The organism is Methylosinus trichosporium OB3b, assembly GCF_002752655.1.
GTDB lineage: Bacteria > Pseudomonadota > Alphaproteobacteria > Rhizobiales > Beijerinckiaceae > Methylosinus > Methylosinus trichosporium.
In genome coordinates this window covers 2,541,685-2,566,529 of the sequence record NZ_CP023737.1, presented here as the reverse complement: position 1 = coordinate 2,566,529, position 24,845 = coordinate 2,541,685, and the positions used below count along the sequence as shown (strand labels likewise).

The following is a 24,845-nucleotide window of genomic DNA, read 5'->3' as shown; positions in this document are numbered from 1 at the left end:
GAGTCGGACGCTGATCCGAGCCCACTCGCTCTTCGAGAGTCTTACTCGTCCTCGCCGAACCGGTTCCCGACCAGCGTCGTCAGCGCCTCGATGGCCTCATGCGCCTGCGGGCCGGAGGCGGTCACGGTGATGGTCGCGCCCTTGGCGGCGCCGAGCGTCAGTATGCCCATGATCGAGCTGCCGCCGACCGTGTCCCCGCATTTGGAGACCGTGATCTCGGCCTCGTAGCGCTCGCAGCACTGGACGAATTTGGCGGTCGCGCGGGCGTGCAGCCCCTTGCGGTTGCAGATCACGAGATCCCGGACGATGCGCGCGGCGTCGGAAGCGTCGGCGGATACACTCTCGATGGTCATTTGGCGTTGAGCACTCGGCTGGCGATGTAGACGTATTTACGCCCGGCGTCCTGCGCCTGCAACACCGCCTGCTCAAGCGGCGCCGTGTCGCGCACCGAGGCGAGCTTGATCAACATGGGCAGATTGACCCCGGCCAGCACCTCGACCTTGCCGCCGTTCATCACCGAAATGGCGAGATTGGAGGGGGTGCCGCCGAACATGTCGGTCAAGACGACGACGCCGTCGCCGCTGTCCGCCTCGGCGATGGCGTCGATGATCTCGCGGCGCCGACGCTCCATATCGTCCTCGGGGCCGATGGAGATCGACACGAGCTGTTTTTGCGGACCGACCACATGCTCCAGCGCCGCGCGAAACTCCGTGGCGAGGTGCCCATGGGTCACCAGGACCATTCCGATCATTCGCAGCTACCGCTCATGAACCGTCTCGCGAGAGAACGAGAACGTCGAAACCTGAAGGGGCCGGCAAGGATCGGCAAGGATCGGCATGACGGCTCCCGACATTAGTAACGCGAATGTCGTCCCGACGTTCGCGGCGCCTCGAAGGGCATTTTGTGCGATGCGGCGAAATTGGCAAGCGAAAACCTCCGTCCGATGCTAAAATGCTACAAGATCATGAATAAATGAAAATATCCTGCGCCCCGCCGCGCTTTCGCCGGCGTCCGCCGCGAGCCGCGGGAGGGCGACGCCGCATAATTTCGCGAAGGCGCGCTCGGGTTCGGGCAGGCGCGGGAGCCTGTCCTCGCCCCGCCCGCGCAGGTCGATCACACATCGGATTACTCCGCAGGGCTCATGCGCGACCGGCAGAATGCCGAGGCCGCGCGCCTCGATCGCGCCGGCTATGGCGGGGTGGGGCCGCGCCAGAAGGCGGCCGTTGCAGTTCTCGATCTCGACGCGATCGTCGCCGATGAGGCGCGCGAACAGGCCCGCCCCCTGCGCGAGAGCGATCAGCTCGCGGGTCATGTCGCTCTTGCCGCTGCCGGAGGGGCCGCGCAGCAGCACCCCCGCGGTCCCGACCAGCAGAGCATTGGCGTGGATCATCCTCCGGCTCTCCTCGGCGCCCTCGGCGCGGGAAGGGAGAGCGAGCCCGGTCATTTCGCCGCCGGCAGCCAGATGACGAAGCGCGCGCCGACGGTCTCGTCGCCGGGCCGCGCCGAATCGGTCCCCTCCGGCTCCGCCTTGGTGCGGTTCATCGCCCGGATGCGGCCGTTGTGCGCCTCGACGATCTGGCGCGAGATCGACAGGCCGAGGCCGGAGTTCTGGCCGAAGCCCTGCTCGGGCCGGTCGGTGTAAAAGCGCTCGAAGATGCGCTCGAAGGCGTCGGCCGGAATGCCCGGCCCGTCGTCGTCGACGATGATCTCATAACCGTCGAGCATCTGCCCGCCCGGCCCGATCGCCTGCTCGCCGCGCAACGTCACGCGGACGCCGTTTCCGGGCGCGGAGAAGGAGCGGGCGTTGTCGATCAGATTGTCGAACACCTGGGCGAGCCGCGAATCATGGCCGAGCACGCGCCAGCGCCGGCGCGCGTCGGCGAGGGGGCGGATGTCGAGCGTGACCTCGACGCCGTCGCCGCGGTCGATCTCGCGCGCCATGCCGACCACGGTCTTCAGCACGGCGGAAATATCCACGCTCGCCATATCGGCGCGTGCGAGCTCGGCGTCGAGGCGCGAGGCGTCGGAAATATCGGTGATGAGCCGATCGAGCCGGCCGACGTCATGCTTGATGATGGTCAAGAGCCGCGCGCGCGCGTTGTCGTCGCGCGCGATCGGCAGAGTCTCCACCGCGCTGCGCAGAGAGGTCAGCGGATTCTTGAGCTCATGCGCCACATCGGCGGCGAAATGCTCGATCGCCTCGATGCGATTGTAGAGCGCCGTGGTCATGTCGCGCAGCGCGCCGGACAAATGGCCGATCTCGTCCTGGCGCTGCGAGAAGTCTGGAATCTCCTGCCGGGATTTGACGCCGCGGCGCACGCGCTCGGCGGCCTCGGCGAGACGACGCATCGGCTCGGCGATGGCGCCGGCGAACAGCAGCGACAGCAGCAGCATGACGCCGGCGGAGACGAGGAAGATGCGGATGATGCCCCAGCGCTCCTGCGCGAGAATGGCGTCGATGTCGCCGCCCATCGTCGACAGCAGCAGCGCGCCGCGCACCGAGCGGAAGCGCTGCACTGGCACGGCGACGGAGATGATGGTCTCGCCCTTGAGGTTGGCGCGCACCACCGACAGCGCGCCGCCGGCGAGCGCGCTCGCCACTTCCGGATAGGCTTTGCCATTGCCGGCGCCGATGTCCTCATAGAGCGGCAGCTCGGGGCGGCGCGTCCAGCGCCGCAGGGCGTCGAGCGATTGCTCGAACCAATTCGGCTGTGCGCCGCCGGTGGGGCCGAGGTCGAAGCGCAGAATATTGGAGCGGCCGCTCACCGAGCGCGAATCGAGCAGGAGATAGCCGTCGCGATCATAGATGCGCGCGCGTGTGCGCGTCGGCGACACGAGGCGGCGCAGCAGCGGCCCGATGCGCTCGGGATTGAGCGAGAACTCCAGCGACGGCTGGCTGCCTTCCTCGACGCTGTAGCTCTCGCCCGGCGCGAGACGCAGCAGCTTCTCCGGATCGATGGTGATGGCGTCGGTGTCGACCGTGGCCGAGGCCGCGATCGCCGCGGCGATGATCTCGCCCTGCGTCTGCAGGCTCTGCACACGCGCGTCGATCAGGCCTTCGCGGAACTGATTGAGATAGAGAAAGCCGGCGAGCAGCGCCACGAGGCCGCCCAGATTGAGCACGACGATGCGGCGCGTCAGCGACGAGGACAGGCGCGATTGCGCGGCGCGCGTCAGGCGCAGCAGCTTGATCCAGGCGGCGCGTCCGACGCGATGGCGGCGCCCCGAGCCTTCGGCGGCCACATTCTCGTTGTCGGCGGCAATGGTCATGGATGGCCGAATCGCTGTCATGCTTCCTTGAATCTATAGCCCACGCCGTAGAGAGTCTCGATCATCTCGAACTCCGAATCGGCGACCTTGAATTTTTTGCGCAGGCGCTTGATGTGGCTGTCGATGGTGCGGTCGTCGACATAGACCTGATCGTCATAGGCCGCGTCCATCAGCGCGTTGCGGCTCTTCACCACGCCCGGCCGCTGCGCCAGCGCCTGCAGGATCAGGAACTCCGTGACCGTCAGCACGACCGGATCGCCGCGCCAGGTGCAGGTGTGACGCTCGGGATCCATCACCAGTGCGCCGCGCTCCAGCACCTTGGCTTCCGATTCCTTCTGCGCCGCCGCCTCCTTCGGATTGGCGCGGCGCAGGATCGCCTTCACGCGCTCGACCAGGAGTCGCTGCGAGAAAGGCTTATGAATGAAATCGTCGGCGCCCATCTTGAGGCCGAACAATTCGTCGATCTCCTCGTCCTTGGAGGTGAGGAAGATCACCGGCAGATCGGATTTCTGGCGCAAGCGGCGCAGCAGCTCCATGCCGTCCATGCGCGGCATCTTGATGTCGAAGATGGCGAGATCCGGCGGATTGGCGCGCAGCCCGTCGAGCGCAGCGGCGCCGTCGGTATAGGTCTGCACGCGATAGCCTTCGCCCTCCAAGGCGATCGAGACGGAAGTGAGAATATTGCGATCGTCGTCGACGAGAGCGATGGTCGGCATAATCAACCTTTGCTGTCTGCGCCCGCTCGAAGTCTTCGGGCTCGGTGATGCTTTCGCGACGCCACCGCGACATTTTCGGCGCGTCTCTACCGTCACTGTCCGGCGACCGCCGCATCTGGCCGGCGCCCTCGGGCCGCCACGTTCGCGAATATCGGCGGCCGAAATGTGGCTCGGCTCGTCCGCCATGCGCGCGGCCGCCCCAAAGACGGCTGCTTCACCGTTCGCTCGCCGTTATATACATGTTCGCGTCACAAATCACCAAGTTGCGAAATTGCGGCGAAAGCTGCGCTTAGAGCCGAAAGCGAAGCTGTCCGACAGCGTGCGGGGTCGACCAACATCGTGGCGACGTTTCGTCGAACGGACGCAATTCCTTTTTAGCTTGTCGACGCTTCGCGAATCAATTCCCGGCGCTTTGACGCCGACGCGTTGCGTTACGTGGCGTCTGCGATTTCATCACCGTTTTTTGGGCAGACTCCGGTCCCGGGCTCCATCTCCATCGAGCGCGGCTCGCAGCCTCGGCTGCGCGCTTCCGGGAACGCCGCGAGAAGAGGATTGCGAGAATGAAATTGCTCCGCGGCGGCGCGGCGACGCCGTCCGTGATCGCCTCGATCATCATCGCGACATTCGCGCCGACGCCGACGTTCGCTGCGCCGGCGCTGGCCGAGCGAGACGAGCTGCGCGCTGAAATTCACGCGCTCACCGACAGGCTCCGCAAGTTGGAGAGCAAGCTGGACTCGGTGCAGAAGACGTCCGCCGCCGACAAGAAAAAGGAAAAGCAGGAAAAGCAGAAGGCGAAGGAGGAGAAGGAGGCCGCCGAAAAGATCGGGCCCGCCGGAATTCGCTTCAGGGGCCTCACGATCACGCCCGGCGGCTTCCTCGCGTTGGAGAGCGTCTGGCGCAACCGCTGGATCGGCGCCGATGTGAACACGCCCTGGCAGAATATCCCGTTTCCGTTCTCCGCTACATCGCGCACGCCCGAGTTCCGTTTCAGCGCACGGCAGAGCCGCCTCGCATTGGGCGTCGCCGGCGATATCGATGACGCCACCCATATCAAGGGATATGTCGAGACCGACTTTCTCGGCGCGGCGCAGACCGCCAACCATAATGAGAGCAACTCCTACAACCTGCGCCTGAGGCAGCTCTTCACCAAGATCGATTGGGACGCTTATGGCGCGCATTTCCTCGCCGGCCAGGCATGGTCTCTGGTCACCTTGAACACGAAAGGCATGACGCCGGAGACGGTGGCTTTGCCGCCGACGATCGATTCGCAATATATTCCAGGCTTCGTCTGGGCGCGGCAGCCGCTGATGCGCTTCGTCGCGGATTTCGACAAGAAGCTCTGGCTGGGCTTCTCCGCCGAAGGATCGGCGACGACCTTCGCGAATTGGGGAGTCTTGTCGCCCGGTGTGCCGGGCACGACGGCGCTGCCCCTCATAACGACGCCGCTTCTGCTGGGGGAAGCCGCGAACGGCGGTCTCTACAACGTTCTCAACGCCTATTCCTTCAATCGCTTTCCCGATCTCATCACGAAAGTCGCCGGCGATATCGATCTCGGCGATCGCACGGTGCATGTCGAAGGCTTCGGAATGCTGCGCGAGTTCGCGGATCGCGCCTATTGGGGCAATCATCGCGTGTGGGGCGGCGGCGCCGGCGGCGGCGTGGTCGTTCCGATCGTGCCCAAGCTCATCGATTTCCAATTCTCCGGCATGATCGGCCGCGGCGTCGGCCGCTATGGCGCGGGCCAGATCGCCGACGCCACCTGGTCGGTCACCGGCGCGCCGCTGCCGATCTCCGAACGCATGCTGCTCGCCGGCGTGACGGCGCATCTGACGCCTCGCACCGACGTCTATGTGTTCGCCGGCGGTGAATTCGCAGGCAAGCAGCCGCAGATTGCGAAATATGGCAATACATTGGTGATCGGGGGCTATGGCAATCCCTTCTACAATAATCTCGGCTGCAATCTCGAGAACGAGGCGCTGTCGACCTTGCCCTTCCTGCCTGTCGGAACCGCGGCGAACGCGCCCGTCGGCGGATTGTTCGGCTGCTCGGGACAGACCAAGGACATTCGGCAGATCACCGGCGGCGTGTGGCATACCTTCTACGAAGGCGACTTCGGCAGGGTGAAAGCCGGCGTGCAATATTCCTACACGATCCGCGACGCTTTTCCCGGAATCGGCGGCGCGCCGCGAGGAACCGAGAACACGTTCTACACGAGCTTTCGCTACTATCCCTTCGAAGGTACGGCCGCGCCGAGCGCGCCGCTCGCGGCTAGATTCTGAACGGCGCGTTCCGACGTTCACTCGCTCCAATCGAAGGAGCGCGCCACCGCCTTGCGCCATTTGGCGAGGCGGCGGTCGCGCTCCTCGCGCGGCATCAGCGGGCGCCAGCGCGGGCCGGCGCGCCACATTGCGGCGACTTCTTCCGTATCCTTCCACACGCCGGTTGCGAGGCCGGCCGCATATGCGGCGCCGAGCGCGGTGGTCTCGATGCAATGCGGCCGCACCACCGGCGCGCCCAGCATGTCGGCCTGGAACTGCATCAGCAATGCATTCGCGGACATGCCGCCGTCGACGCGCAGCTCCGCGAGAGCGACGCCGCTGTCGGCCTCCATGGCCTCCAGAATGTCGAAGGTCTGAAAGGCCGCGGCCTCCAGCGCGGCGCGCGCGATATGGGCCTTGGTGGAAAAGCGCGTGAGCCCGGCGATCAGCCCGCGCGCGTCCGCGCGCCAATAGGGCGCATAGAGTCCCGAGAAGGCCGGCACGAAATAGACATCGCCATTGTCGGGAACGCTGCGCGCGAGCGTCTCGATGTCGCGGCTCGATGAGATGATCCCGAGATTGTCGCGCAGCCATTGCGTGAGCGCGCCGGCGATGGCGACCGAGCCTTCGAGCGCGTAAACAGGCTTCGCCTCGCCGAGCTTATAGGCGAGCGTCGACAGCAGGCCCTTGGTCGAGGCGCGCGGCGTCTCGCCGACATTCATCAGCAGAAAGCAGCCGGTGCCATAAGTGTTCTTGGCGTCGCCCGGCGCGAAGCAGGCCTCGCCGATCAGCGCCGCATGTTGATCGCCGAGCGCGGCGGCGAGCGGAACCCCCGCGAGCGCGCCGCGACAGGCGCCGTAGATTTCGCTCGATGACCGAATCTCGGGAAGCAAGGCGCGCGGAATGGCGAACAGTCGCAACAGCTCCTCGTCCCATTGCAGCGTTTCGAGATTCATCAGCTGCGTGCGCGCGGCGTTGGTCGCATCGGTGAAATGGAGCCCGGTGAGATTGAAGGCGATCCACGAGTCCATCGTGCCGAACAAAATCTCGCCCGCCTCCGCGCGCTCGCGCGCGCCGGGAAGAGCTTCGAGCAGCCACACGAGCTTCAGGCTGGAGAAATAAGTGGAGAGCGGAAGGCCGGTCTTCGCGCGCAAGCGATCCTTGCCGCCCTCGGCCGAATAACGCGCGACGAGCGCTTCGGTGCGCGCATCCATCCAGACGATGGCGTTGGCGAGCGGCGCGCCGCTGCGGCGATCCCACAGCAGCGTCGTCTCGCGCTGATTGGTGAGGCCGACGCAGGAAAGATCGCTCGGCGCGAGACGCGCTTTTGCGAGCGCGCCCTCGATGGTCGCCTGCGCATTGCGCCAGATCTCCGCCGCATCATGCTCGACCCAGCCGGGCTGCGGGCAGATTTGGGCGTGCTCGCGCTGATCGAGCGCGACGATCTCGCCACGCCGATCGAAAATGATGAAGCGCGTGCTGGTCGTTCCCTGATCGATCGCGCCGACATAGCCGCTCATCTCGAGCCTCCCTGCCCGGTCGGCGCGCAGGATGGCAGCTCCGAGGCCTTGCGTCATCCCGAGAAGAAGCGAGCCTGAAGGCTCGCGGTCCAAGGGGCGGACCTGGACCGCGAGCCTTCGGGCTCGCTCTTCACTCGGGCCAGTTCACCCCGCGAATTCGGCCAGAGCGGCGGCGAGGATGCGCGTCTGCGTCCAGTCGAGCAGAATATCGGCGCAGCCGGCGGCCCGCAGCGTCACGCCGTCGTCGCGCACCTCGGCTTCGAATTCGTGATCGCTGGCGATCGGGCTCATGAAAATCTGCCGTTCGGCGCTCGCGCCCTCGGCGACGGCGGTCAGCGCGCGGGAGAGGATGCCCGCCTCCTGCCGGGTCAGCCGGCGCGGCGGATGATCGCCGGCGCTGATGGTCGCCAAAGCGCCAAAAGCACGGTGCTCGGTGGCGGCGACTTCGACGATTTGCGACATTTTCCGTCCTCTTTGTCTCGAGCCGTTCCCCGAGCGATACGGGTGAGTCTAGCAACATATTGAAAATTAGGTATTATCATATTTTATTGCGGCGCAGCGAAGCAGGCATGATCCTTGAATCCCCTTCGGCCATGTCAGGGAGTCGGAACATGGCGCATTCGCTGCGGCCGGCAATCAAGAATCATACCCGGGCCTCGAGCGGTCGCGGGGGAGGACGGCCGTGAGCTTCGATCGCGACGCAATTCCGGAAGATATCCGCGGCTATCACCGCCGCACCAAGCACGCGCCCAATCGCTATGCGATGGGGCCGGGCTTTCTGGACTGGGCATCGCAGCCCAATCCGTTCCGCCGTTTCGCCGGGGCGCGGCTCATCCCTCTGCCGCTGCTCGACCATAAGGAGACGGCGGCCTTCCCGGGTCCTGCAGCCGCCGCGGCGCCCGTCGATGCGGCGGCGCTCGGCCTCTTCCTCGAGCTCGCTTTCGGCCTCAGCGCCTGGAAGAGCTATGAGAACTCGACCTGGGCGCTGCGCAACAATCCCTCCTCCGGCAATCTCCACCCGACAGAATGCTATGTGCTGCTCGACTCCTTGGCGGAAGTGAGCGAGACGGCGGGTGTCTATCATTACGCCCCGGCCGAGCATGCGCTCGAGGAGCGCGCCGCCTATGGCGCGGCGCGCGTGTTGCCGCGCGGCGGCTTTCTGCTGGCGCTCTCCTCCATCGCCTGGCGCGAGGCCTGGAAATATGGCGAACGCGCCTATCGCTATTGCCAGCTCGACGCCGGCCATGCGATCGGCGCCGTGGCGCAGGCGGCCTTCGCGCTCGGCTGGCGGGCGAGTGCGCTCACCGAGCCGTCGGACGCCGAGATCGCGGCTCTCATCGGCCTCGATCGCGAGGACGCCGCGCATCGGCGCGAGCCGGAGCATCCCGATCTCGTGATGTGGATCTCGACCGAGGCCGCGCCCGCGGCGCCGGCGCTCGATCTCTTTGCGCTCATCGACGCGCCGCGCGCCTTTCACGGACAGGCGAACCGGCTGAGCGAGGATCATGACGGCTGGCCGGTGATCGATCTCGCCGGGCAGTTCTGCCGCAAGCCGCGGCAGGCGGGCAAGCCGGTTCCGGCGCGCGCGCAATCGCCGGCGCCGGCGATCGAGGGCGTCTCCATCGGCCGCGCGGTGCGCAAACGGCGCAGCGCGCAGCGCATGGATGGCGAGACGTCGATGCCGGCGGAGATTTTCGCCGCAATGCTCGCGGCGACGCTGCCGAGCGAGACCAATCTTCTCTCCGCCTTCCCCTGGCCGACCTCGCTGACGCTCATTGTGTTCGTGCATCGCGTCGATGGCGTCGAGCCGGGCATCTACGCGCTGCAACGCGACAGCGATATCGCGGCGCGGCTGCGCGCCGCCTGCCGCAAGGAATTCGAATGGTCGCTCGTCGACCTCGCCGGCCTGCCGCTCTATCGGCTCTATTCCGGCGCGGCGGAGAAGGCGGCGACCAAGCTGGCCTGCCTGCAGCCGATCTCCGGCAAAGGCTGCTTCAGCCTCGCGATGATCGCCGATTTCGACCAGGCGCTCGGCGAGGACGGGCCCTTCGCCTATCGGCGCCTGCATTTCGAGGCCGGCCTCATCGGCCAGGCCTTCTATCTCTGGGCGACGGCCAGCGGCTTCGCGGGCACCGGCATCGGCTGCTTCTTCGACGACGAGGTGCATGAGCTCCTCGGGCTCTCGCCCGAAGAGACCACGTTCCAGGACGTCTATCACTTCACGGTCGGCGGAGCGATCGACGACGCCCGCATTCTGACGCTTCCCCCCTATCCGGACGAGAGACGAGATCGGCGATGAACATTCAGATCGAACGTCAATATGTCGAAGCGCTGATGCAGCGCTATCCGGCCCATGCCGGCCTCGCGGAACAATTGCGCTTCAGCGACCGCGTCGAGATCGACTTCTCGCATCTTTCCGACGAGGAATTGACCTTCCTCGAGGGGCTCTATCGCGAGGCCGGTCCCGACATGCGCGCCCGCGCCGCGCAGCTCGCGACCTTGCGCGAGGCGCTGAAGGCCGGCGGTCGGCGCTTCGAGGCCTCGGAGCTCGAGCAGGTGCTGCCGGCGATGGTGAAATATCTCACCGCGGGCGCGATACGCGGCTGGCTGTTCACGGCGAGCGTGGCGTCGAAGCCGCTGCCCTATGTCATCACCCGCTTCGATTACGTGCCGTCCTCGAACGACGAAGCCGGCAAGGTGATGATCGAGCTGAAGTCCAACGCCAAGGGCGTGCTGACCACCACCGCCATCCGCATCCTGGCGGGCGACGCCAATGGGCGCACGATCAACGAGATTCTGGCGGCGAAGGGCTATATTCGCGAGACGCCGGAGCTGATCGAGGCCTTCGACTCGGCGACGGAGACCTATTTCGATTGGCGCGGGCGCTATGGCCAGCAGTTCACCGGCCGCGGCACCGGCTTCCATGCCGAGGACCCCAACTCCTCGCATCGCGACACCGACTGGTCGCGCAAGGATGTCGTGGTGCTGTCGACCAGCGGCGGCGACGCGCGTCTCGTCAATGACGAGGCCATTCTGACGGCGCGCAGCCTGACGCTCGATTCGCCCGGCGACGTGCTCGGCCATTTCATCCGCAAGGCGTCGAAGAGCAATAAATATTCGGTCGAGGACGAGCTCGCGGAATTGCAGCAGCAGATTCCCGAAGGGCTGTTCAAACGCATTCCGGTGCATCCCTATATTCTGATGTTCCATCTCGATCTGCACCATCATGTGTGGGTGCATGTCGACGAGATGAAGCTCTATGAATATAAGCCCGCGCTGAAGCAGAAGCTGGTGCTGCCGGCCGAGCAGACCGACCTTATCGACATTCTGACCGCCGAGATGGACGTGCTGATGGACGACATCGTCGCCGGCAAGTCGGGCGGCACCACCGTGCTCTGCGCCGGCCCGCCCGGCGTCGGCAAGACGCTCACCGCCGAGGTCTATTCGGAGATCATCCAGCGCCCGCTCTATCGCGTGCATTCGGGCCAGCTCGGCCTCAATGTCGCGACGATGGAAACCGCGCTGAAGGAGATTCTGACCCGCGCGCAGCGCTGGGGCGCGGTGATGCTGATCGACGAGGCCGATGTCTACATCAAGCGCCGCGACGACAATATCGCCATGAACGCCGTCGTCGGCGTGTTCCTGCGCGTGCTCGAATATTTCAACGGGCTGCTGTTCCTCACCACCAACCGCGTCGACGATATCGACGAGGCGATCGTCTCCCGCTGCATCGCGCTCATCAAATACAATCCGCCGGACGATGACGCCAAGCGCCGCATCTGGAAGGTGATGGCCGAGCAGTTCGCGCTCGCCGTCGACGACGCGCTGATCGACGATCTCGTCGCGGTGTTCCCCCAGGCGACCGGCCGCGACATCAAGGGCCTCGCCAAGCTGACGTCGAAATTCTGTCACCAGAAGCAGGTCCCTCCGGACCTCGGCGTGTTCCAGCGCTGCGCCATCTTCCGCGGGCTGGACGTGATGCGCGTGGAGGAGCTGAAGACGGCGGCGGAGTGACGTGGGCCGCCGGCGAGGGGTCGCTCGCAGCTTCGGCGACCGCCGCCGGCTCCCGAAGGCTTGACGGACGGCTCGTTCCGCCCCACCAAGGGCGCGAGCCCAATGGGGAGCCCGACGATGACCGCGAACGAGACCGCCCTTCCCGAGCCCGTGACCGCCGAGCCGGCGCCGCGCCACAGGACGCGCGCCGTCGTGATCGGCCAGGGCGCCGCTTCCGTCACCGTCGGCGGCGGCGCGCCCATCGTCGTCCAATCCATGACCAACACCGACACGGCCGATGTCGAATCGACCGTGGCCCAGGTGGAGGCGCTGGTCCGCGCCGGCTCGGAGCTGGTGCGCATCACCGTCGACCGCGACGAGGCCGCCGCCGCCGTGCCGCATATCCGCGACCGGCTGGCGCAGAAGGGAATCGAGGTCCCGCTCGTCGGCGATTTTCACTACATCGGCCACAAGCTGCTCGCCGATCATCCGGCCTGCGGCGAGGCGCTCGCCAAATATCGCATCAATCCCGGCAATGTGGGCTTCAAGGAGAAGAAGGACCGGCAGTTCGGCGCCATCGTCGAGCTGGCGATCCAGCATGGCAAGGCAGTGCGCATCGGCGCCAATTGGGGCTCGCTCGATCAGGAACTGCTGACCCATTTGATGGATATCAACGCCAAATCCGCGGCGCCGCTCGACATGCGCGCGGTGACGCGCGAGGCGCTGGCCCGCTCGGCGCTGCTCTCGGCCGAGCGCGCCGAGGAGATCGGCCTGTCGCGTGACAGAATCGTCATCTCCGCCAAGGTCTCGGCGGTGCAGGATCTCATTGCCGTCTATCGCATGCTCGCCGCACGCAGCGATTATGCGCTGCATCTCGGCCTCACCGAGGCCGGCATGGGGTCGAAGGGCGTCGTCGCCTCGGCGGCGGCGCTCGGCGTGCTGCTGCAGGACGGCGTCGGCGACACGATCCGCGTGTCGCTCACGCCCGAGCCTGGCGGCGACCGCGCCAATGAGGTCCGCGTCGCGCAAGAGATTCTTCAAACGATGGGCTTCCGCACCTTCGTGCCTCTGGTCGCGGCCTGCCCCGGCTGCGGGCGCACCACCTCGACCGTGTTTCAGGAGCTGGCGCGTGACATTCAATCGCATATCCGCGATCGCATGGCCGTTTGGCGGGCGCAATATCCGGGCGTCGAGACGCTCAATGTCGCGGTGATGGGCTGCATCGTCAACGGGCCGGGCGAATCGAAGCACGCCGACATCGGCATTTCGCTGCCCGGCACCGGCGAGGCGCCGACGGCTCCGGTGTTCATCGACGGCAAGAAGGCGATGACGCTGCGCGGCGAGGGCATCGCCGAGGAATTCACCCGCATCGTCGATGATTATGTGACCCGCCGCTTCGGCGGCGCGGCGGAGGGCGAAGCCGCGGAGTGAGGCGGGCAGTGCGAGCGTTGTCGAAAAGGGCGCTCCCTTCTCCCGCAGGGCGCACGGCTGTCCGGGGAATGAGTCGATAAGTCGCGGGCGCATGCCTGGTACTTCCGAAGGTTTCGGGGTATTTTCCGGTTGTCGAGACTGGAAAATAAAGGACCAGACATGCGCTTCCAGAATAGCGTTTTTGTCGACTTGCTCAAGCCGATCGATCGTCGCGCGTTCGGCCAAATCGTCGCGCGCCACAAGGGCGACGCCTACGACAAATCCTTCAAGAGCTGGGATCATCTCGTCGTCCTGATCGCCGCTCAGCTCGGCGGCGAAACGAGCCTGCGCAGCCTCGAGGCCGCCTTCAACGCCAACAGCGGCTCCCATTATCACCTCGGCGTCCGCAGGATCGCCCGCTCCACCCTCGCCGAAGCCAACGCACGCCGGCCCGTCGGCGTCTTCGCCGATCTTTTCGCGCGCCTCTCCTGCGAACTCGACCGCAGAACGCGCCGCGACGGCGCCGAGCTGCTGCGCCTCATCGATTCGACGCCTATCCCGTTGAGCAAATTCCACGACTTCGCCCGCTCGAACGGCCGCATCCACGGCATGAAGATGCACGTCGTCTACGATCCCGGGGTCGACCGCCCCTTCTGCGTCGAGGTCACGCCCGCCAATGTCAACGATGTCGAGATCGGCAAGAAGACGCCGATCGAGGCCGGCGCGACCTATGTCTTCGACAAGGGCTATTATGATTTCAAATGGTGGAGGGACATTCACGAGGCCCGAGCCTTGTTCGTCACGCGCCCCAAGAGCAACACCCGCCTCACCGACCTCGCGGATCGGGAGATGCCGCAGACGCGCGGCGAAGGCTACACCGTGCTCAGGGATTGCGAGGTCGAGCTCGCCAGCAAGGGCGACTCGAAACTGCCCATGCCGCTGCGTCGCCTTCATATTCAACGCGATGCGCTGAAGGACGGCAAGCCGCAGCTGATCGTCGTGATCACCAACGACATGACGCGTTCGGCGGTCGAGATCGCCGCGCTCTACAAGGCGCGCTGGGCCATAGAGCTGCTGTTCCGCTGGATCAAGCAGCATCTCAACATCCGCAAGTTTCTCGGCGAAAACGAGAACGCCGTGCGGCTGCAGCTGATCGCGGCGATGATCGCTTTCGTGCTGCTGCGCATCGCCGCCCACCGCCACGATATCGAACTCGCGCATCTGCGGTTCTCGGAGCTCGCCGGCAGGTTTCTGTTCGAGCGGCGACCGATCGACAGACTCGAACGGCCGCCGCCCAAATATCAGGCCGCGCGGCGGCGCATATCGCCGAGGCAGCTGGAGCTCGCCTATGCCTGATTTTCCCCGGACAGCCGTGCGCAGGGCGGGAGAAGGTGGCCCGGCCATAGGGCGTCCGTCAGGACGCCCGTCGCAAGCGACGGGCTACGGCCGGGTCGGATGAGGGCTCTCGCCGATCAACCGTTTCGAACTCGCGGCGCAGCGCTGCACGACTCGGAAAACTGCAGGGGCCCTCATCCGACCCTCGCTGACGCGAGGGCCACCTTCTCCCACAAGTGGGAGAAGGATTGCGCGTCGAGAGTCGGCCCTTATCGGCCGATCGCGATCTCCACCGCCCCCACGCCCTCGATGTCTCCGGCGACATGATCGCCCGGCACGATCGGCCCGACGCCGGCCGGGGTGCCAGTGAAGATCAGATCGCCCGGCTCCAGCCTCACGAATTGCGAGAGAATGGCGATGATCTCGGCGACGCTCCAGATCATCTCGGAAAGATCGGCGTCCTGACGCACCGTCCCATTGACCGCGAGGCGGATGCGTCCAGCGCGCGGATGGCCGATGCGCGCGGCGGGCGCGATGGCGCCGAGCGGCGCCGAATGGTCGAAGCCCTTCGAGAGGTCCCAGGGCCGCCCGGCCTTGCGCGCCTCCGATTGCAGATCGCGGCGCGTGAGATCGATCCCCGCCGCATAGCCGAGCACATGATCGAGCGCCGCCTCTTTCGCTATGTCGGCGCCGCCCTGCGCGAGCGCCGCGACCAGCTCTATCTCATGATGAAGATCGGCCGTGCGCGGCGGATAGGGCAGGGTCGCGCCGCTGGCGACGACCGCATCGGCGGGTTTTGTGAAGAAGCAGGGCTCCTCGCGCGAAGGATCCTTGCCCATCTCGCGCGCATGGGCGGCGTAGTTCTGGCCGACGCAGAAGATGCGCCGCACCGGGAAGCGCCGCGTCTCGCCGGCGATGGCGATCGATGGCTGAGCTTGCGGCGGAAAGACGAATTCACTCATTGCGCGCCTCACAAATAGCCGAGCCACCAGTCGCGCCGGCGCCGTTTCACGCCGGCGAACCAGACGCAGGCCGGATAGAGCGCCGTCATGATCGCGATCCAGGCGACATAGGCGCCGGCGAGGCCGACGCCGAAATTTTCAGGGGGAGCGCCGGAGCCGGATTCGAGCCCCCGCAGATCGACGCCTTTGATCGTCTCGACGACGAAAGCGGCGATCAGGATCACATAGAGATGCAGGACATAGGCGAAGAAGGGCACGCGGCCGAAGGTCATCAGCACGCGCGCCGCCGCCCCTTTGAGCTTCTCGAGCGTCGGCAGCAACAGCAGGCCGACGCCGAGCGTGACCAGAACATAGAGCAGCGACGGCGGATATTTGCTGACGTCGAGAAAGGAGAGCGTCGTGCGCATGGCGTCCGGATAGCTCGTCCATAAACGCGCGTCGCCATAGACGTTCGATGCGCGCAGCAGAGCGTAGAGCGCGAGCGCTGAAACGCCGAGAGCGGTCAGCGCACGGGCGCGGCGCTCGGGCGACCACAGAAATACGGGGCCGAGGCCATAGCCGACGAAGATGACGCCAATCCAGGGGAGGATCGGATAATAGACTTGGCCGCTGAGGCCGAAGGGCAGCGGGCCCTTTTCATGCAGAATGGTCCATAGCGGCGCGAGAGCGCCGAGATCGCGCGCATGCACGCCGTCGAGCAGGTTATGCCCGGCGAGAATGACGGCTCCGGTCGAAAGAGCGGCGCCGCTGGGCAGGAACACGAAAGCGGCGAGCGCGATCATGCCGCAGCCGATCGCCCACAGCGTGCCGAGCTCGATGGCGCCGGAGCCGAGCGTCCATACAGGGCTGATGAGAAAAGCGTCGACGAGGATCAGCCACAGCCCGCGCGTCCACAAGAGACGCGACAGAGCGCGCGGATCATCGAGCGCGAGTCCGTGCAGAAAGGCCGAGACGCCGGCGAGGAAGGTGAAGATCGGCGCGCAGAAATGGGTGACGAAGCGTGTGAGGAACAGCGCCGGATAGGTGCGGTCGAGATCGGTCGGATCGAAACGCAGCGCGTCGCCGTCGAAGAAATCGCGCACATGGTCGAGCGCCATCAGCACGATGACGAGCCCGCGCAGACGGTCGATCGACGGCAGGCGCGCGCCCGCCGCCAGCGCGGCCGCCGGCTCCCGGACGGCGGCGCGCGTCTCGGTTTCGGTCATGACGCGGCTCGCAGCACATTCGTCGTGAATGCGTCGCGGATTGCTTCTTCGTTCAGCTTGCGGCCGATGAAGACGAGACGCGAGACGCGCGGCTCGTCCTCGCGCCATTCGCGCTGCAGATCGCCGTCGAGAATCATATGCACGCCCTGGAAGACGAAGCGGCGTGGTTCGTTCTCGAAAGCGACGATGCCCTTGCAGCGTAGAATATCGGCGCCCTCGGCCTGCACGAAATCGTTGAGCCAGGGCACGAAGAGATTGGGATCGACCTCGCCCTCGTGACGGATCGACACCGAATGCATGTCCTCGTCGTGATAATGCTTCAGCCCATGGCTCTCGCCATGGTGCGCGTGGTCATGGTCATGATGGTCATGGCCGCAGTCCGGCCCGCAGTCGTGATCATGCTCATGATCACCACGACCATGATGTTCATGGTCGTGGTGATCGTGATCCTCGGCCTCGAGGAAACGCGGCTCGATGTCGAGAATGCGCTCGAGATCGAAGGCGTTGCGCCCCAGCACCGCATCGAGCGGAACCGCGGCCTTCACCGTCCGATGCAGCGTCGCATAAGGATTGATCGCGCGGATGCGCGCTTCGACCTCGGCGAGCTCGTCCGGCGTGACGAGATCGGTCTTGTTCAGCACGATCACATCGGCGAAGGCGATCTGATTCTTCGCCTCGGGCGCGTCGGCGAGGCGCTGCAACAGGAACTTCGCGTCGGCGAGCGTCACCACGGCGTCGAGCCGCGCCGCCTCCTTCACATCGGCGTCGACGAAGAAGGTCTGCGCCACCGGCGCGGGATCGGCGACGCCGGTGGTCTCGACGATGATCGCGTCGAATTTTCCGCGCCGCTTCATCAAGCCTTCGATGATGCGGATGAGATCGCCGCGCACGGTGCAGCAGATGCAGCCGTTGTTCATCTCGAAGATTTCCTCGTCGGCGCCGACGACGAGGTCATTGTCGATGCCGATCTCGCCGAATTCATTGACGATGACGGCGTAGCGGCGGCCGTGCTGCTCGGTGAGGATGCGGTTGAGCAGCGTCGTCTTGCCGGCGCCGAGATAGCCGGTGAGGACGGTGACGGGAATTTTATCGGTCAAAGACTTTCTCCTCTGCCTTCGTTCACGCGAGCGCGCAAGACGTCACGGCGAAGGATCGCTCGCTCCGGATCGCTTCTGCTCGGCCCGCTCACGTGCTCGCACGAACGATCGCAGCACGGCGTTGATGCGGGTTTGATAGCCGGGGCCGCGCGCCTTGAACCATTCCAGAACGTCGCTGTCGAGACGGATATGCACGCCCTGCTTACGCTTGGGAAGGCCGATCTCGACCGAGCTTTCCCAGCCGTCGGGCAGAGGACCTTCTTCCTCCTGCGCCAGTCGATCGGCTTCGCTCTGCGACATGGCGCGCACGCGCTCCCAATCAGTGTGGGTTTCGCCGCGCGCCCGCATCGCCCGAACCTCTTCAGCCGTAACGCGCGTGATGCGCTCGCTTTTCTTCATTTCGGGCTCTCCTGAGCGACGAGCGCCACATAGAGATCGGCCAACATGCCGACTGTGACGAAGCGCTCCTCGTCGTTGCGTGACGACCGAAATGTGATCACTGGGCGACCGTCGAACAAATCTGCGCCATCGGCGAGGTCGAAGCCGTGCTTCAGCAAATTCGCCGCGCGTTTGCCTTCGTCCCATTCGAATAGCATGGCTCGGTTATGTCAACACTTGTGGACACGCATCGGCGGAGCTGAGACGGAGCACTCTCCTATTCCGCCGGCGCGCCGCGCTTCTTCATCGCATCGCGCATCTTCATCAGGTCCTGCATGTTCATCTGGCCGCCGCCGAGCTTGCCCGAAAAGCCCGGCATGACGATGTCGCCGGCCTTTTGGCCCGGCTTGCATGGGCCGAGCCATTTCGCGTCCATCACCATATCGGCGGAGCCGACGCCATGCATCGGCGGCGCATAGGAAATATGCATCTCCGAGCGATAGGCCGAATCGAAGCTGCCGGTGAATTTGCCGTCCATCGTCGCCACGCTGTGCTCGAGCTTGCAGACGGAGTGGACGCGAAAAGCGTCGCCTTCGCGCGTGAAACCCGCCTTCTCGCACTTCTGCTCATGCTCCGAGGCGCGCTCGCGCATCAGATCGTCGGTCTTCTCGTCGATGCAGGTCTCGATCACGCCCATCGGCGACGGCTTGCCGCTGATGGTCTGCTCGATCCGCCAGAGCCCGGATTTGCGCCGTGGCGGCTCGTCGGCCGCCAGAGCGGCGGAGCCGGGGATGGACAAAGCGAGAAAAAGGAAGCCGAGATGAAATCTCATGCCGAAGCTCCGAGGACGCGGCGCGCGCCTTCGTCACTATAATCGAATTTCGCCCAAAAAGGGCCGCCGCCTCAGGAGGCGAGCGCCGTGGTCAGCTGCTTCACATTGTAGCGCATCATCTCGATATAGCCCGGGGCGGGACCGCCCCTCGCCGAGAGCGCGTCGGAATAGAGCGTGCCGCCGATCTTGGCGCCCGTCTCGGCGGCGATGCGCTGCGCGAGGCGGGGGTCGATGATATTCTCGAGGAAGATGGCCGCGACCTTATGGGCGCGGGCGGCGTCGATGATGCGGGCGACGTCGCGGGCGCTCGGCTCCGCCTCGGTCGAGACGCCCTCCGGCGCGATGAACTCGAGCCCGTAGCGGGCCGCGAAATAGCCGAAGGCGTCATGGGTGGAGACCACGCGCCGCCGGCTTTTCGGGATCGCCTCGATCGCAGCCTTGATCTCGGCGTCGAGCGCGCCCAGCCGCTCGAGATAGGCCTCGGCGTTGGCGCGGAACACTTCGGCGGCCTCGGGATCGGCGTCGACCAGCGCGTCGCGGATGTTGGCGACATAGATCTTGGCGTTGGCGACGCTCTGCCAGGCGTGCGGGTCGAGCCCTTCGATATCCTTGCGCGGCGTCACGCCGCGGCTCGCGGTGGCGACCGTGGCCTTGGTCCTGGAGGCGGCGATGAGCCGGTCGATCCAACCCTCGAAGCCGAGCCCGTTGACGAAGACGATTCGCGCGCCGGCGAGCCGTTTGCCGTCCTTCGGCGTCGGCTGATAGACATGGGCGTCGCTGTCGGGGCCGACGATGGTCGCAAGATCGAGCCTGCGTCCGCCGACCTCGGCGACGAGATCGCCGAGAATGGAGAAGCTGGCCACGGCCGGCAGATGCGGCGGCGTCTCCGCGCGGACTCGAGGGGCGACGAGCGCGAGCGCTCCGGCGACGAGCAGCCGGCGCCGGCTCGGCGAAACGAGCGACGTCTCACGATTCCTTCGCATCGATCATCCCTCCAAATGGCGGCGCGGCCGGCGCAGGCGCATGACGCCGCCGGTCCGGCCGAAAATCAGCGACAGGAAATAGGCGCTTCCGGCCATGAGAATAATGACCGGCCCGGCCGGCAGGCCGGTGCGAAACGACAAGACGAGTCCAAGATAGGAAGAGCCCGCGCCGATGGCCGCCGCGAGCGCCAGAGCCGCGCCGAGGTCCTGCGTCCACAGCCGCGCCGAGGCCGCCGGCAGCATGATGACGCCGACCGCCATCAGCGTGCCGAGCGCATGGAAGCCGGCGACGAGATTGAGCACCACCAGCGCCAGAAAGGCGAAGGGAATGGCCTCGCCCAGCGGACCGACGCGGCGCGCGAACAGCGGGTCGAGCGTGTCGAGCGCCAGCGCCCGGTAGAAGAGGGCGAGCGCCGCCAGAGTGAAGCTGGCGATGGCGGCGAGGAAGAGCAAGGTTTGGTCGTCTAGAGCGAGCGCCGAGCCGAACAGCACATGCAGAAGATCGACATTGGAGCCCTTGAGCGAGACGAGGGCGACGCCGAGCGCCAGCGAGACGAGATAAAACGCCGCGAGCGAGGCGTCCTCGCGCAGAGCGGTGAAGCGCGCCGCGGCGCTCGAGGCCATGGCGACGGCGAGGCCGGCGGCGAGCCCGCCGATGGTCATGGCCGGCAGCGAGAGACCAAAGGCGAGATAGCCGAGCGCCGCGCCGGGCAGAATGGCGTGGGAGAGGGCGTCGCCGGCGAGCGACATGCGGCGCAGGATCAGGAAGACGCCGAGCGGGCTTCCCGAGATCGCGAGAGCGATCGCCCCGACCAGCGCGCGGCGCATGAACTCATAATCGGCGAAGGGCGCGATGAACAGCTCATGCAGCATGATCGGTCTCGTCGCGCCGGCATTCCTGCGCCTCGCGGTCGAACGCCTCGATCATACGGCTCGCCTCGGCGAGGCGCTCCTCGGACAGGGCCTCGCGCGTCGGTCCCCAGAAGATCGGCTCGCGGGCCAGCAGCAGCGTCTGCGGAAACACTCGACGCGCGAGCTCGAGCTCATGCAGCACGGCGACGACGCTGCGCCGCTCCTCGCGCCAGCGGGCGATGATCTTCACCAGATCGTCGATGGTCGACGCGTCTATGGCGCCGAAGGGTTCGTCGAGCAGGACGACGGGTCGGTCCTCGACGATGAGCCGCGCGAATAGCGCCCGCTGCGTCTGCCCGCCCGAAAGCGCCCCGATCTGGCGATCCTCGAAACCCTCGAGGCCGACGGCGGCGATGGCGGCGATGGCGCGCTCCTCCTCGCGGCGATCGACGCCGCCGAAGAAGCCGATGCGCCGCGTCGCGCCCGAGGCGACGAAGTCGAACACATCGATCGGGAAGGAGAGATCGATCTCCGCCGCCTGCGGCAGGTAGGAGATATCCCGCAGCGTGAGGCCTTCGCGCAGGATGCGTCCGCCAATCGGCTTCAGCAATCCGGCGAGGCCCTTGAGCAACGTGGATTTGCCGGCGCCATTGGGACCGCAGACCGCGAGCGCCCCCGCCGGGCCGATGGCTCCGCTCAGATGATGCACGGCCGGTCGGCGCTCATAGCCGAGCGTCACATTGTCGAGCCGGACCACGCCCGCGCTCATGCGCCGCTCCGCGAGAGAGCCCAATAGACGGCGAGCCAGAGCAGAGCGATGAGTCCGGCGGCGCCGGCCAGCCGCTCGGCGGCCGAGAGGCGCAGAAGCGAGAAGCGCCCGGGATGACGATGCGATTGCGCATCGGCCCGGGCGGTCTTTTCGAGAAGCGCCGAAGGCGAACGTGTCATGTCGTCACGTTATATTATTACGCCGGCCGGCGGCAAGCGCCGATCTACGTCAGCGCGCCGGCTTCGGCACGAGGATGACGCGGAAGTCGTTCACATTGGTGCGTGTCGGGCCGGTGACGACGAGATCGCCGAGCTTCTCGAAGGCGGTATAGGCGTCGTTGTTGGCGAATAGCGCCTTGAGGTCGACGCCTTGCGCCGCCGCGCGGGCGAAGCTGTCGGCGGTCATGATCGCGCCGGCATTGTCCTCGCTGCCGTCGATGCCGTCGGTGTCGCAGGCGATGGCGGAGACGCCGCCGAAGCCCTCGAGCGCCAGCGTCAGCGCCAGCAGAAACTCGGCGTCGCGTCCGCCTCTGCCCTTGCCGCGCACGGTGACCGTGGTCTCGCCGCCGGAGATGATGGCGACGGGCGGCGCGAGCGGCTGCGCATGGCGGGCGATCTGCCGCGTTATGCCGGCATGGACCAGCGCGACGTCGCGCGACTCGCCCTCGAGATCGCCGAGGATCAGCGGCGTGAAGCCGGCCTTGCTCGCCACGGCGGCGGCGGCGTCCAGCGAGCCCTGCGGCGTGGCGATGAGAATGTTCTCGACGCGGTCGAAGATCGCGTCGCCGGGCTTGGGCGTCTCACAGGCGTCCGAAGAAAGATAGGCGAGCACGGCGGCGGGCGCGTCGATCTTATATTTGGCGATGACGGCGAGCGCGTCCTGGCGCGTTGTCGGGTCCGGCACGGTGGGGCCGGAGGCGATGACGGAAAGATCGTCGTTGGGCACGTCGGAGATCAGCAGCGCGACGACCTTGGCCGGCGCCGCGGCGCGAGCGAGGCGGCCGCCCTTGATCGCCGAGAGATGCTTACGCACGCAATTCATCTCGGAAATGGTCGCGCCGCTCTTCAGCAGCGCCTTGTTGACCGCCTGCTTTTCTTCGAGCGACACGCCATCCGCCGGCAGAGCCATCAGCGCCGAGCCGCCGCCGGAAATCAGCGCGAGCACGAGATCGTCTTCCGTGAGGCCCTGCACCTTTGCGAGAATGCGGCCCGCGGCGGCGCGGCCGGCGGCGTCCGGCACCGGATGGGACGCCTCGATCACCTCGATCTTCGAGGTGGGCGCGCCATGCTCGTAACGCGTGACGACGAGGCCCTCGAGCGGATGCGGCCAATGTTTCTCCACCGCCGCGGCCATGGAGGCCGCCGCCTTGCCGGCGCCGACGACGATGGTGCGTCCCTTGGGCGGCGCGATCTTCTCGAGATAGGCCGGCAGGCAGACAGAGGGGTGCGCGGCGCCGACGGCGGCGTCGAACATGGCGCGGAGCAATTGGCGGTGGTCTTCGGACATAGACGAATTCCTGAATCTCGACGTTCTCCCTTCTCCCGCTTGCGGGAGAAGGTGGCCCGATGAAGTCGGGTCGAATGAGGGTCCGCGACGATTTGCGTTCGTCATAACCGCAACGCGGATGATTGCCAATGCAGTGCGCATCGCCTCGCCGGCCCTCATCCGACCCCGCTTCGCGGGGCCACCTTCTCCCGCCCTGCGGGAGAAGGAAGAGCGCCTTACGATCTCGACGTTGTCCCTTCTCCCGCTTGCGGGAGAAGGTGGCCCGACGAAGTCGGGTCGGATGAGGGGCCGCGACGATTTGTGATCGTCTTTATCACCTCCCGAATCCGCTCCAGCGGAATGTTTCCACCGCCGATGACGAGATCGTTGTCGAGGCGGAGGACGTGGTAGCCGTGGTCACGCAGCCATTTGTCGCGGGTCGCGTCATGGCGGCGTTGGTCTTCTTGTTCATGCGGCCGGCCGTCCAGTTCGACGATCAGCCTTTGTTCGACGCAGAGAAAGTCGGCGACATAATTCCCGATCGGAACCTGCCGCCGCCGGAACTTCAGACCGTCCAGCGCCAAACCGCGGAGAGAGCGCCACAGGATGTCCTCGGCGTTCGTCATCTCTCGCCGCAGCCGTCTCGCGAAAGCTTTTTTGGACTTCGAGACTCGCGTCGGCATTGCGAGGACCCTCATCCGACCCGGCTTCGCCGGGCCACCTTCTCCCACGAGTGGGAGAAGGAGCGCGCGCAACGATGCGGCTGCTTACGCAGCGCCGATCTGATCCGCCTTGTCGATCAGCGCCTGGGCCATGCGGATGCTGGCGATGTCGATCAGGCGGCCGTCGAGAGACACGGCGCCGCGGCCTTCCTTGGCCGCCTGCTCCATCGCCTCGAGAATGCGGCGGGCCTTCTTCACTTCCGCCTCGGACGGGGTGAAGACCTGGTTCGCGAGATCGATCTGCGAGGGATGGATCGCCCATTTGCCCTCGAAGCCGAGCACCGCAGCGCGCTTCGCCGCAGCGATATAGCCGTCCGGATCGCCGAAGTCACCGAAGGGCCCGTCGATCGGGCGCAGGCCATAGGCGCGCGCGGCGACGAGGAAGCGCGTCTGCGCCGCATGCCACTGGTCGGCCCAGAAATACTGGCGATTGCCCTCGGCGTCCTTGTCCGAGAGAACGCCGTAGTCCGGGTTCACGCCGCCGATGACGGTGGTGCGGGCGCGGGTCGAGGCGGCGTAATCGGCGACGCCGAAGGACAGCGCCTCATTGCGCTTGCTCGCCTGAGCGATCGCCTCGACATTGGCCATGCCGAGCGCGGTCTCGATCAGCAGCTCGAAGCCGATGCGCTTGGTACGCTTCTTGTAGCTCTCGATCTGCGTGACCAGCATGTCGATGGCGTAGACGTCCTGCGGAACGCCGACCTTCGGAATGAGGATCACGTCGAGACGCGGGCAGGCCTCGACCACGTCGACGACGTCGCGATAGCAAAAATGCGTGTCGAGGCCGTTGATGCGCAGCGTCATCGTCTTATTGCCCCAATCGATGTCGTTGAGGCCCTGGATGATGTTCTTGCGCGCCTGCTCCTTGTCGTCCGGAGCCACGGCGTCCTCGAGGTCGAGAAAGACCTGGTCGGATTTGGAGGCGGCGGCCTTCTCGAACATGCCGGGGGCGGAGCCCGGAACGGCCAGCTCGGAGCGATGGAGACGCGGCGTCGCCTGCTCGATCAAAGTGAAGCTCATCTTCTTTTCCTTTCCCTGGTGTCAGTGTCTAGTGCGTG

The 24,845-nt window shown here is 66.1% G+C and carries 25 protein-coding genes; 5 read left to right on the top strand and 20 right to left on the bottom strand.

Translation table 11 applies throughout. The annotated features are described in order from the left end of the window. Positions 1–41: 41 nt before the first annotated feature. From CQW49_RS12390 to CQW49_RS12370, 5 genes are all read right to left on the bottom strand, one after another. Positions 42–353, bottom strand: coding sequence for an HPr family phosphocarrier protein (locus tag CQW49_RS12390; RefSeq protein ID WP_003609390.1), 312 nt, complete (start codon positions 351–353; stop codon positions 42–44). After that, on the bottom strand, positions 350–751 hold the full coding sequence (locus CQW49_RS12385; protein WP_003609394.1) for a PTS sugar transporter subunit IIA: 402 nt from the start codon (positions 749–751) through the stop codon (positions 350–352). Before CQW49_RS12385 ends, CQW49_RS12390 begins: the two co-directional genes overlap by 4 nt. Positions 752–946: 195 nt before the next feature. After that, positions 947–1,390 carry an HPr kinase/phosphorylase gene (locus tag CQW49_RS12380; protein ID WP_003609396.1) on the bottom strand — a complete coding sequence of 148 codons (444 nt, stop codon included), beginning with the start codon at positions 1,388–1,390 and terminating at the stop codon, positions 947–949. A gap of 50 nt (positions 1,391–1,440) precedes the next feature. After that, positions 1,441–3,270 (bottom strand): sensor histidine kinase, encoded by a 1,830-nt coding sequence (locus CQW49_RS12375; protein WP_024749734.1) that lies wholly within the window; start codon positions 3,268–3,270, stop codon positions 1,441–1,443. Between the two features lie 17 nt (positions 3,271–3,287). After that, entirely contained in the window at positions 3,288–3,986 is a 699-nt protein-coding gene (locus CQW49_RS12370; RefSeq protein ID WP_003609400.1) for a response regulator transcription factor, read from the bottom strand. Positions 3,987–4,546: 560 nt separating this feature from the next. On the opposite strand from CQW49_RS12370, the gene CQW49_RS12365 reads away from it, so the two are divergent. Further along, positions 4,547–6,265: a DUF4140 domain-containing protein gene (locus CQW49_RS12365; RefSeq protein WP_003609402.1), complete on the top strand. Its 1,719-nt coding sequence runs from the start codon at positions 4,547–4,549 to the stop codon at positions 6,263–6,265. Between the two features lie 17 nt (positions 6,266–6,282). Here CQW49_RS12365 and glpK read toward each other — a convergent pair whose 3' ends face one another. Next, the gene (gene glpK / locus CQW49_RS12360; protein ID WP_003609404.1) at positions 6,283–7,764 is read right to left on the bottom strand and encodes a glycerol kinase GlpK; all 1,482 of its coding nucleotides are present in this window, start codon (positions 7,762–7,764) and stop codon (positions 6,283–6,285) included. 144 nt (positions 7,765–7,908) lie between these two features. Next, positions 7,909–8,226, bottom strand: coding sequence for a hypothetical protein (locus CQW49_RS12355; protein ID WP_003609406.1), 318 nt, complete (start codon positions 8,224–8,226; stop codon positions 7,909–7,911). A gap of 220 nt (positions 8,227–8,446) precedes the next feature. On the opposite strand from CQW49_RS12355, the gene CQW49_RS12350 reads away from it, so the two are divergent. From CQW49_RS12350 to CQW49_RS12335, 4 genes are all read left to right on the top strand, one after another. Further along, a complete protein-coding gene (locus CQW49_RS12350; RefSeq protein ID WP_003609407.1) occupies positions 8,447–10,063 on the top strand; it encodes a SagB/ThcOx family dehydrogenase in 1,617 nt (538 codons plus the stop codon). Further along, positions 10,060–11,778: an AAA family ATPase gene (locus CQW49_RS12345; protein WP_003609409.1), complete on the top strand. Its 1,719-nt coding sequence runs from the start codon at positions 10,060–10,062 to the stop codon at positions 11,776–11,778. The genes CQW49_RS12350 and CQW49_RS12345 overlap by 4 nt, the downstream gene beginning before the upstream one ends. A 117-nt stretch (positions 11,779–11,895) precedes the next feature. Next, positions 11,896–13,188 carry a flavodoxin-dependent (E)-4-hydroxy-3-methylbut-2-enyl-diphosphate synthase gene (gene ispG / locus CQW49_RS12340; RefSeq protein WP_003609410.1) on the top strand — a complete coding sequence of 431 codons (1,293 nt, stop codon included), beginning with the start codon at positions 11,896–11,898 and terminating at the stop codon, positions 13,186–13,188. 159 nt (positions 13,189–13,347) lie between these two features. Continuing rightward, positions 13,348–14,523 (top strand): IS4 family transposase, encoded by a 1,176-nt coding sequence (locus CQW49_RS12335; RefSeq protein WP_024749735.1) that lies wholly within the window; start codon positions 13,348–13,350, stop codon positions 14,521–14,523. Positions 14,524–14,771: 248 nt separating this feature from the next. Here CQW49_RS12335 and CQW49_RS12330 read toward each other — a convergent pair whose 3' ends face one another. From CQW49_RS12330 to CQW49_RS12270, 13 genes are all read right to left on the bottom strand, one after another. Further along, positions 14,772–15,464, bottom strand: coding sequence for a fumarylacetoacetate hydrolase family protein (locus CQW49_RS12330; RefSeq protein ID WP_003613239.1), 693 nt, complete (start codon positions 15,462–15,464; stop codon positions 14,772–14,774). An 8-nt stretch (positions 15,465–15,472) separates the two neighbouring features. Continuing rightward, entirely contained in the window at positions 15,473–16,669 is a 1,197-nt protein-coding gene (locus tag CQW49_RS12325) for an acetyltransferase domain-containing protein (protein ID WP_003613241.1), read from the bottom strand. Next, complete coding sequence (locus tag CQW49_RS12320; protein WP_003613244.1) at positions 16,666–17,766, bottom strand: CobW family GTP-binding protein; 1,101 nt, start codon at positions 17,764–17,766, stop codon at positions 16,666–16,668. Before CQW49_RS12320 ends, CQW49_RS12325 begins: the two co-directional genes overlap by 4 nt. Positions 17,767–17,808: 42 nt before the next feature. After that, positions 17,809–18,165 carry a BrnA antitoxin family protein gene (locus tag CQW49_RS12315; protein ID WP_003613246.1) on the bottom strand — a complete coding sequence of 119 codons (357 nt, stop codon included), beginning with the start codon at positions 18,163–18,165 and terminating at the stop codon, positions 17,809–17,811. Continuing rightward, positions 18,162–18,362, bottom strand: coding sequence for a BrnT family toxin (locus tag CQW49_RS12310; protein ID WP_003613248.1), 201 nt, complete (start codon positions 18,360–18,362; stop codon positions 18,162–18,164). The genes CQW49_RS12315 and CQW49_RS12310 overlap by 4 nt, the downstream gene beginning before the upstream one ends. Before the next feature lie 59 nt (positions 18,363–18,421). Then, entirely contained in the window at positions 18,422–18,976 is a 555-nt protein-coding gene (locus CQW49_RS12305) for a DUF3617 domain-containing protein (RefSeq protein ID WP_003613250.1), read from the bottom strand. A 71-nt stretch (positions 18,977–19,047) separates the two neighbouring features. Further along, positions 19,048–19,959: a metal ABC transporter substrate-binding protein gene (locus tag CQW49_RS12300; RefSeq protein WP_003613251.1), complete on the bottom strand. Its 912-nt coding sequence runs from the start codon at positions 19,957–19,959 to the stop codon at positions 19,048–19,050. Positions 19,960–19,962: 3 nt separating this feature from the next. Continuing rightward, positions 19,963–20,832: a metal ABC transporter permease gene (locus CQW49_RS12295; protein WP_003613253.1), complete on the bottom strand. Its 870-nt coding sequence runs from the start codon at positions 20,830–20,832 to the stop codon at positions 19,963–19,965. Beyond that, on the bottom strand, positions 20,822–21,580 hold the full coding sequence (locus CQW49_RS12290) for a metal ABC transporter ATP-binding protein (RefSeq protein ID WP_003613255.1): 759 nt from the start codon (positions 21,578–21,580) through the stop codon (positions 20,822–20,824). The genes CQW49_RS12295 and CQW49_RS12290 overlap by 11 nt, the downstream gene beginning before the upstream one ends. Beyond that, positions 21,577–21,759 carry a hypothetical protein gene (locus CQW49_RS24195; protein ID WP_024749736.1) on the bottom strand — a complete coding sequence of 61 codons (183 nt, stop codon included), beginning with the start codon at positions 21,757–21,759 and terminating at the stop codon, positions 21,577–21,579. Before CQW49_RS24195 ends, CQW49_RS12290 begins: the two co-directional genes overlap by 4 nt. Positions 21,760–21,808: 49 nt before the next feature. After that, positions 21,809–23,086, bottom strand: coding sequence for a glycerate kinase type-2 family protein (locus CQW49_RS12280; RefSeq protein ID WP_003613257.1), 1,278 nt, complete (start codon positions 23,084–23,086; stop codon positions 21,809–21,811). Between the two features lie 215 nt (positions 23,087–23,301). Beyond that, positions 23,302–23,691, bottom strand: a complete 390-nt coding sequence (locus CQW49_RS12275; protein ID WP_244441312.1) for an endonuclease domain-containing protein — start codon at positions 23,689–23,691, stop codon at positions 23,302–23,304. Between the two features lie 141 nt (positions 23,692–23,832). Then, positions 23,833–24,807 (bottom strand): HpcH/HpaI aldolase/citrate lyase family protein, encoded by a 975-nt coding sequence (locus CQW49_RS12270; RefSeq protein ID WP_003613261.1) that lies wholly within the window; start codon positions 24,805–24,807, stop codon positions 23,833–23,835. Positions 24,808–24,845 lie beyond the last annotated feature (38 nt).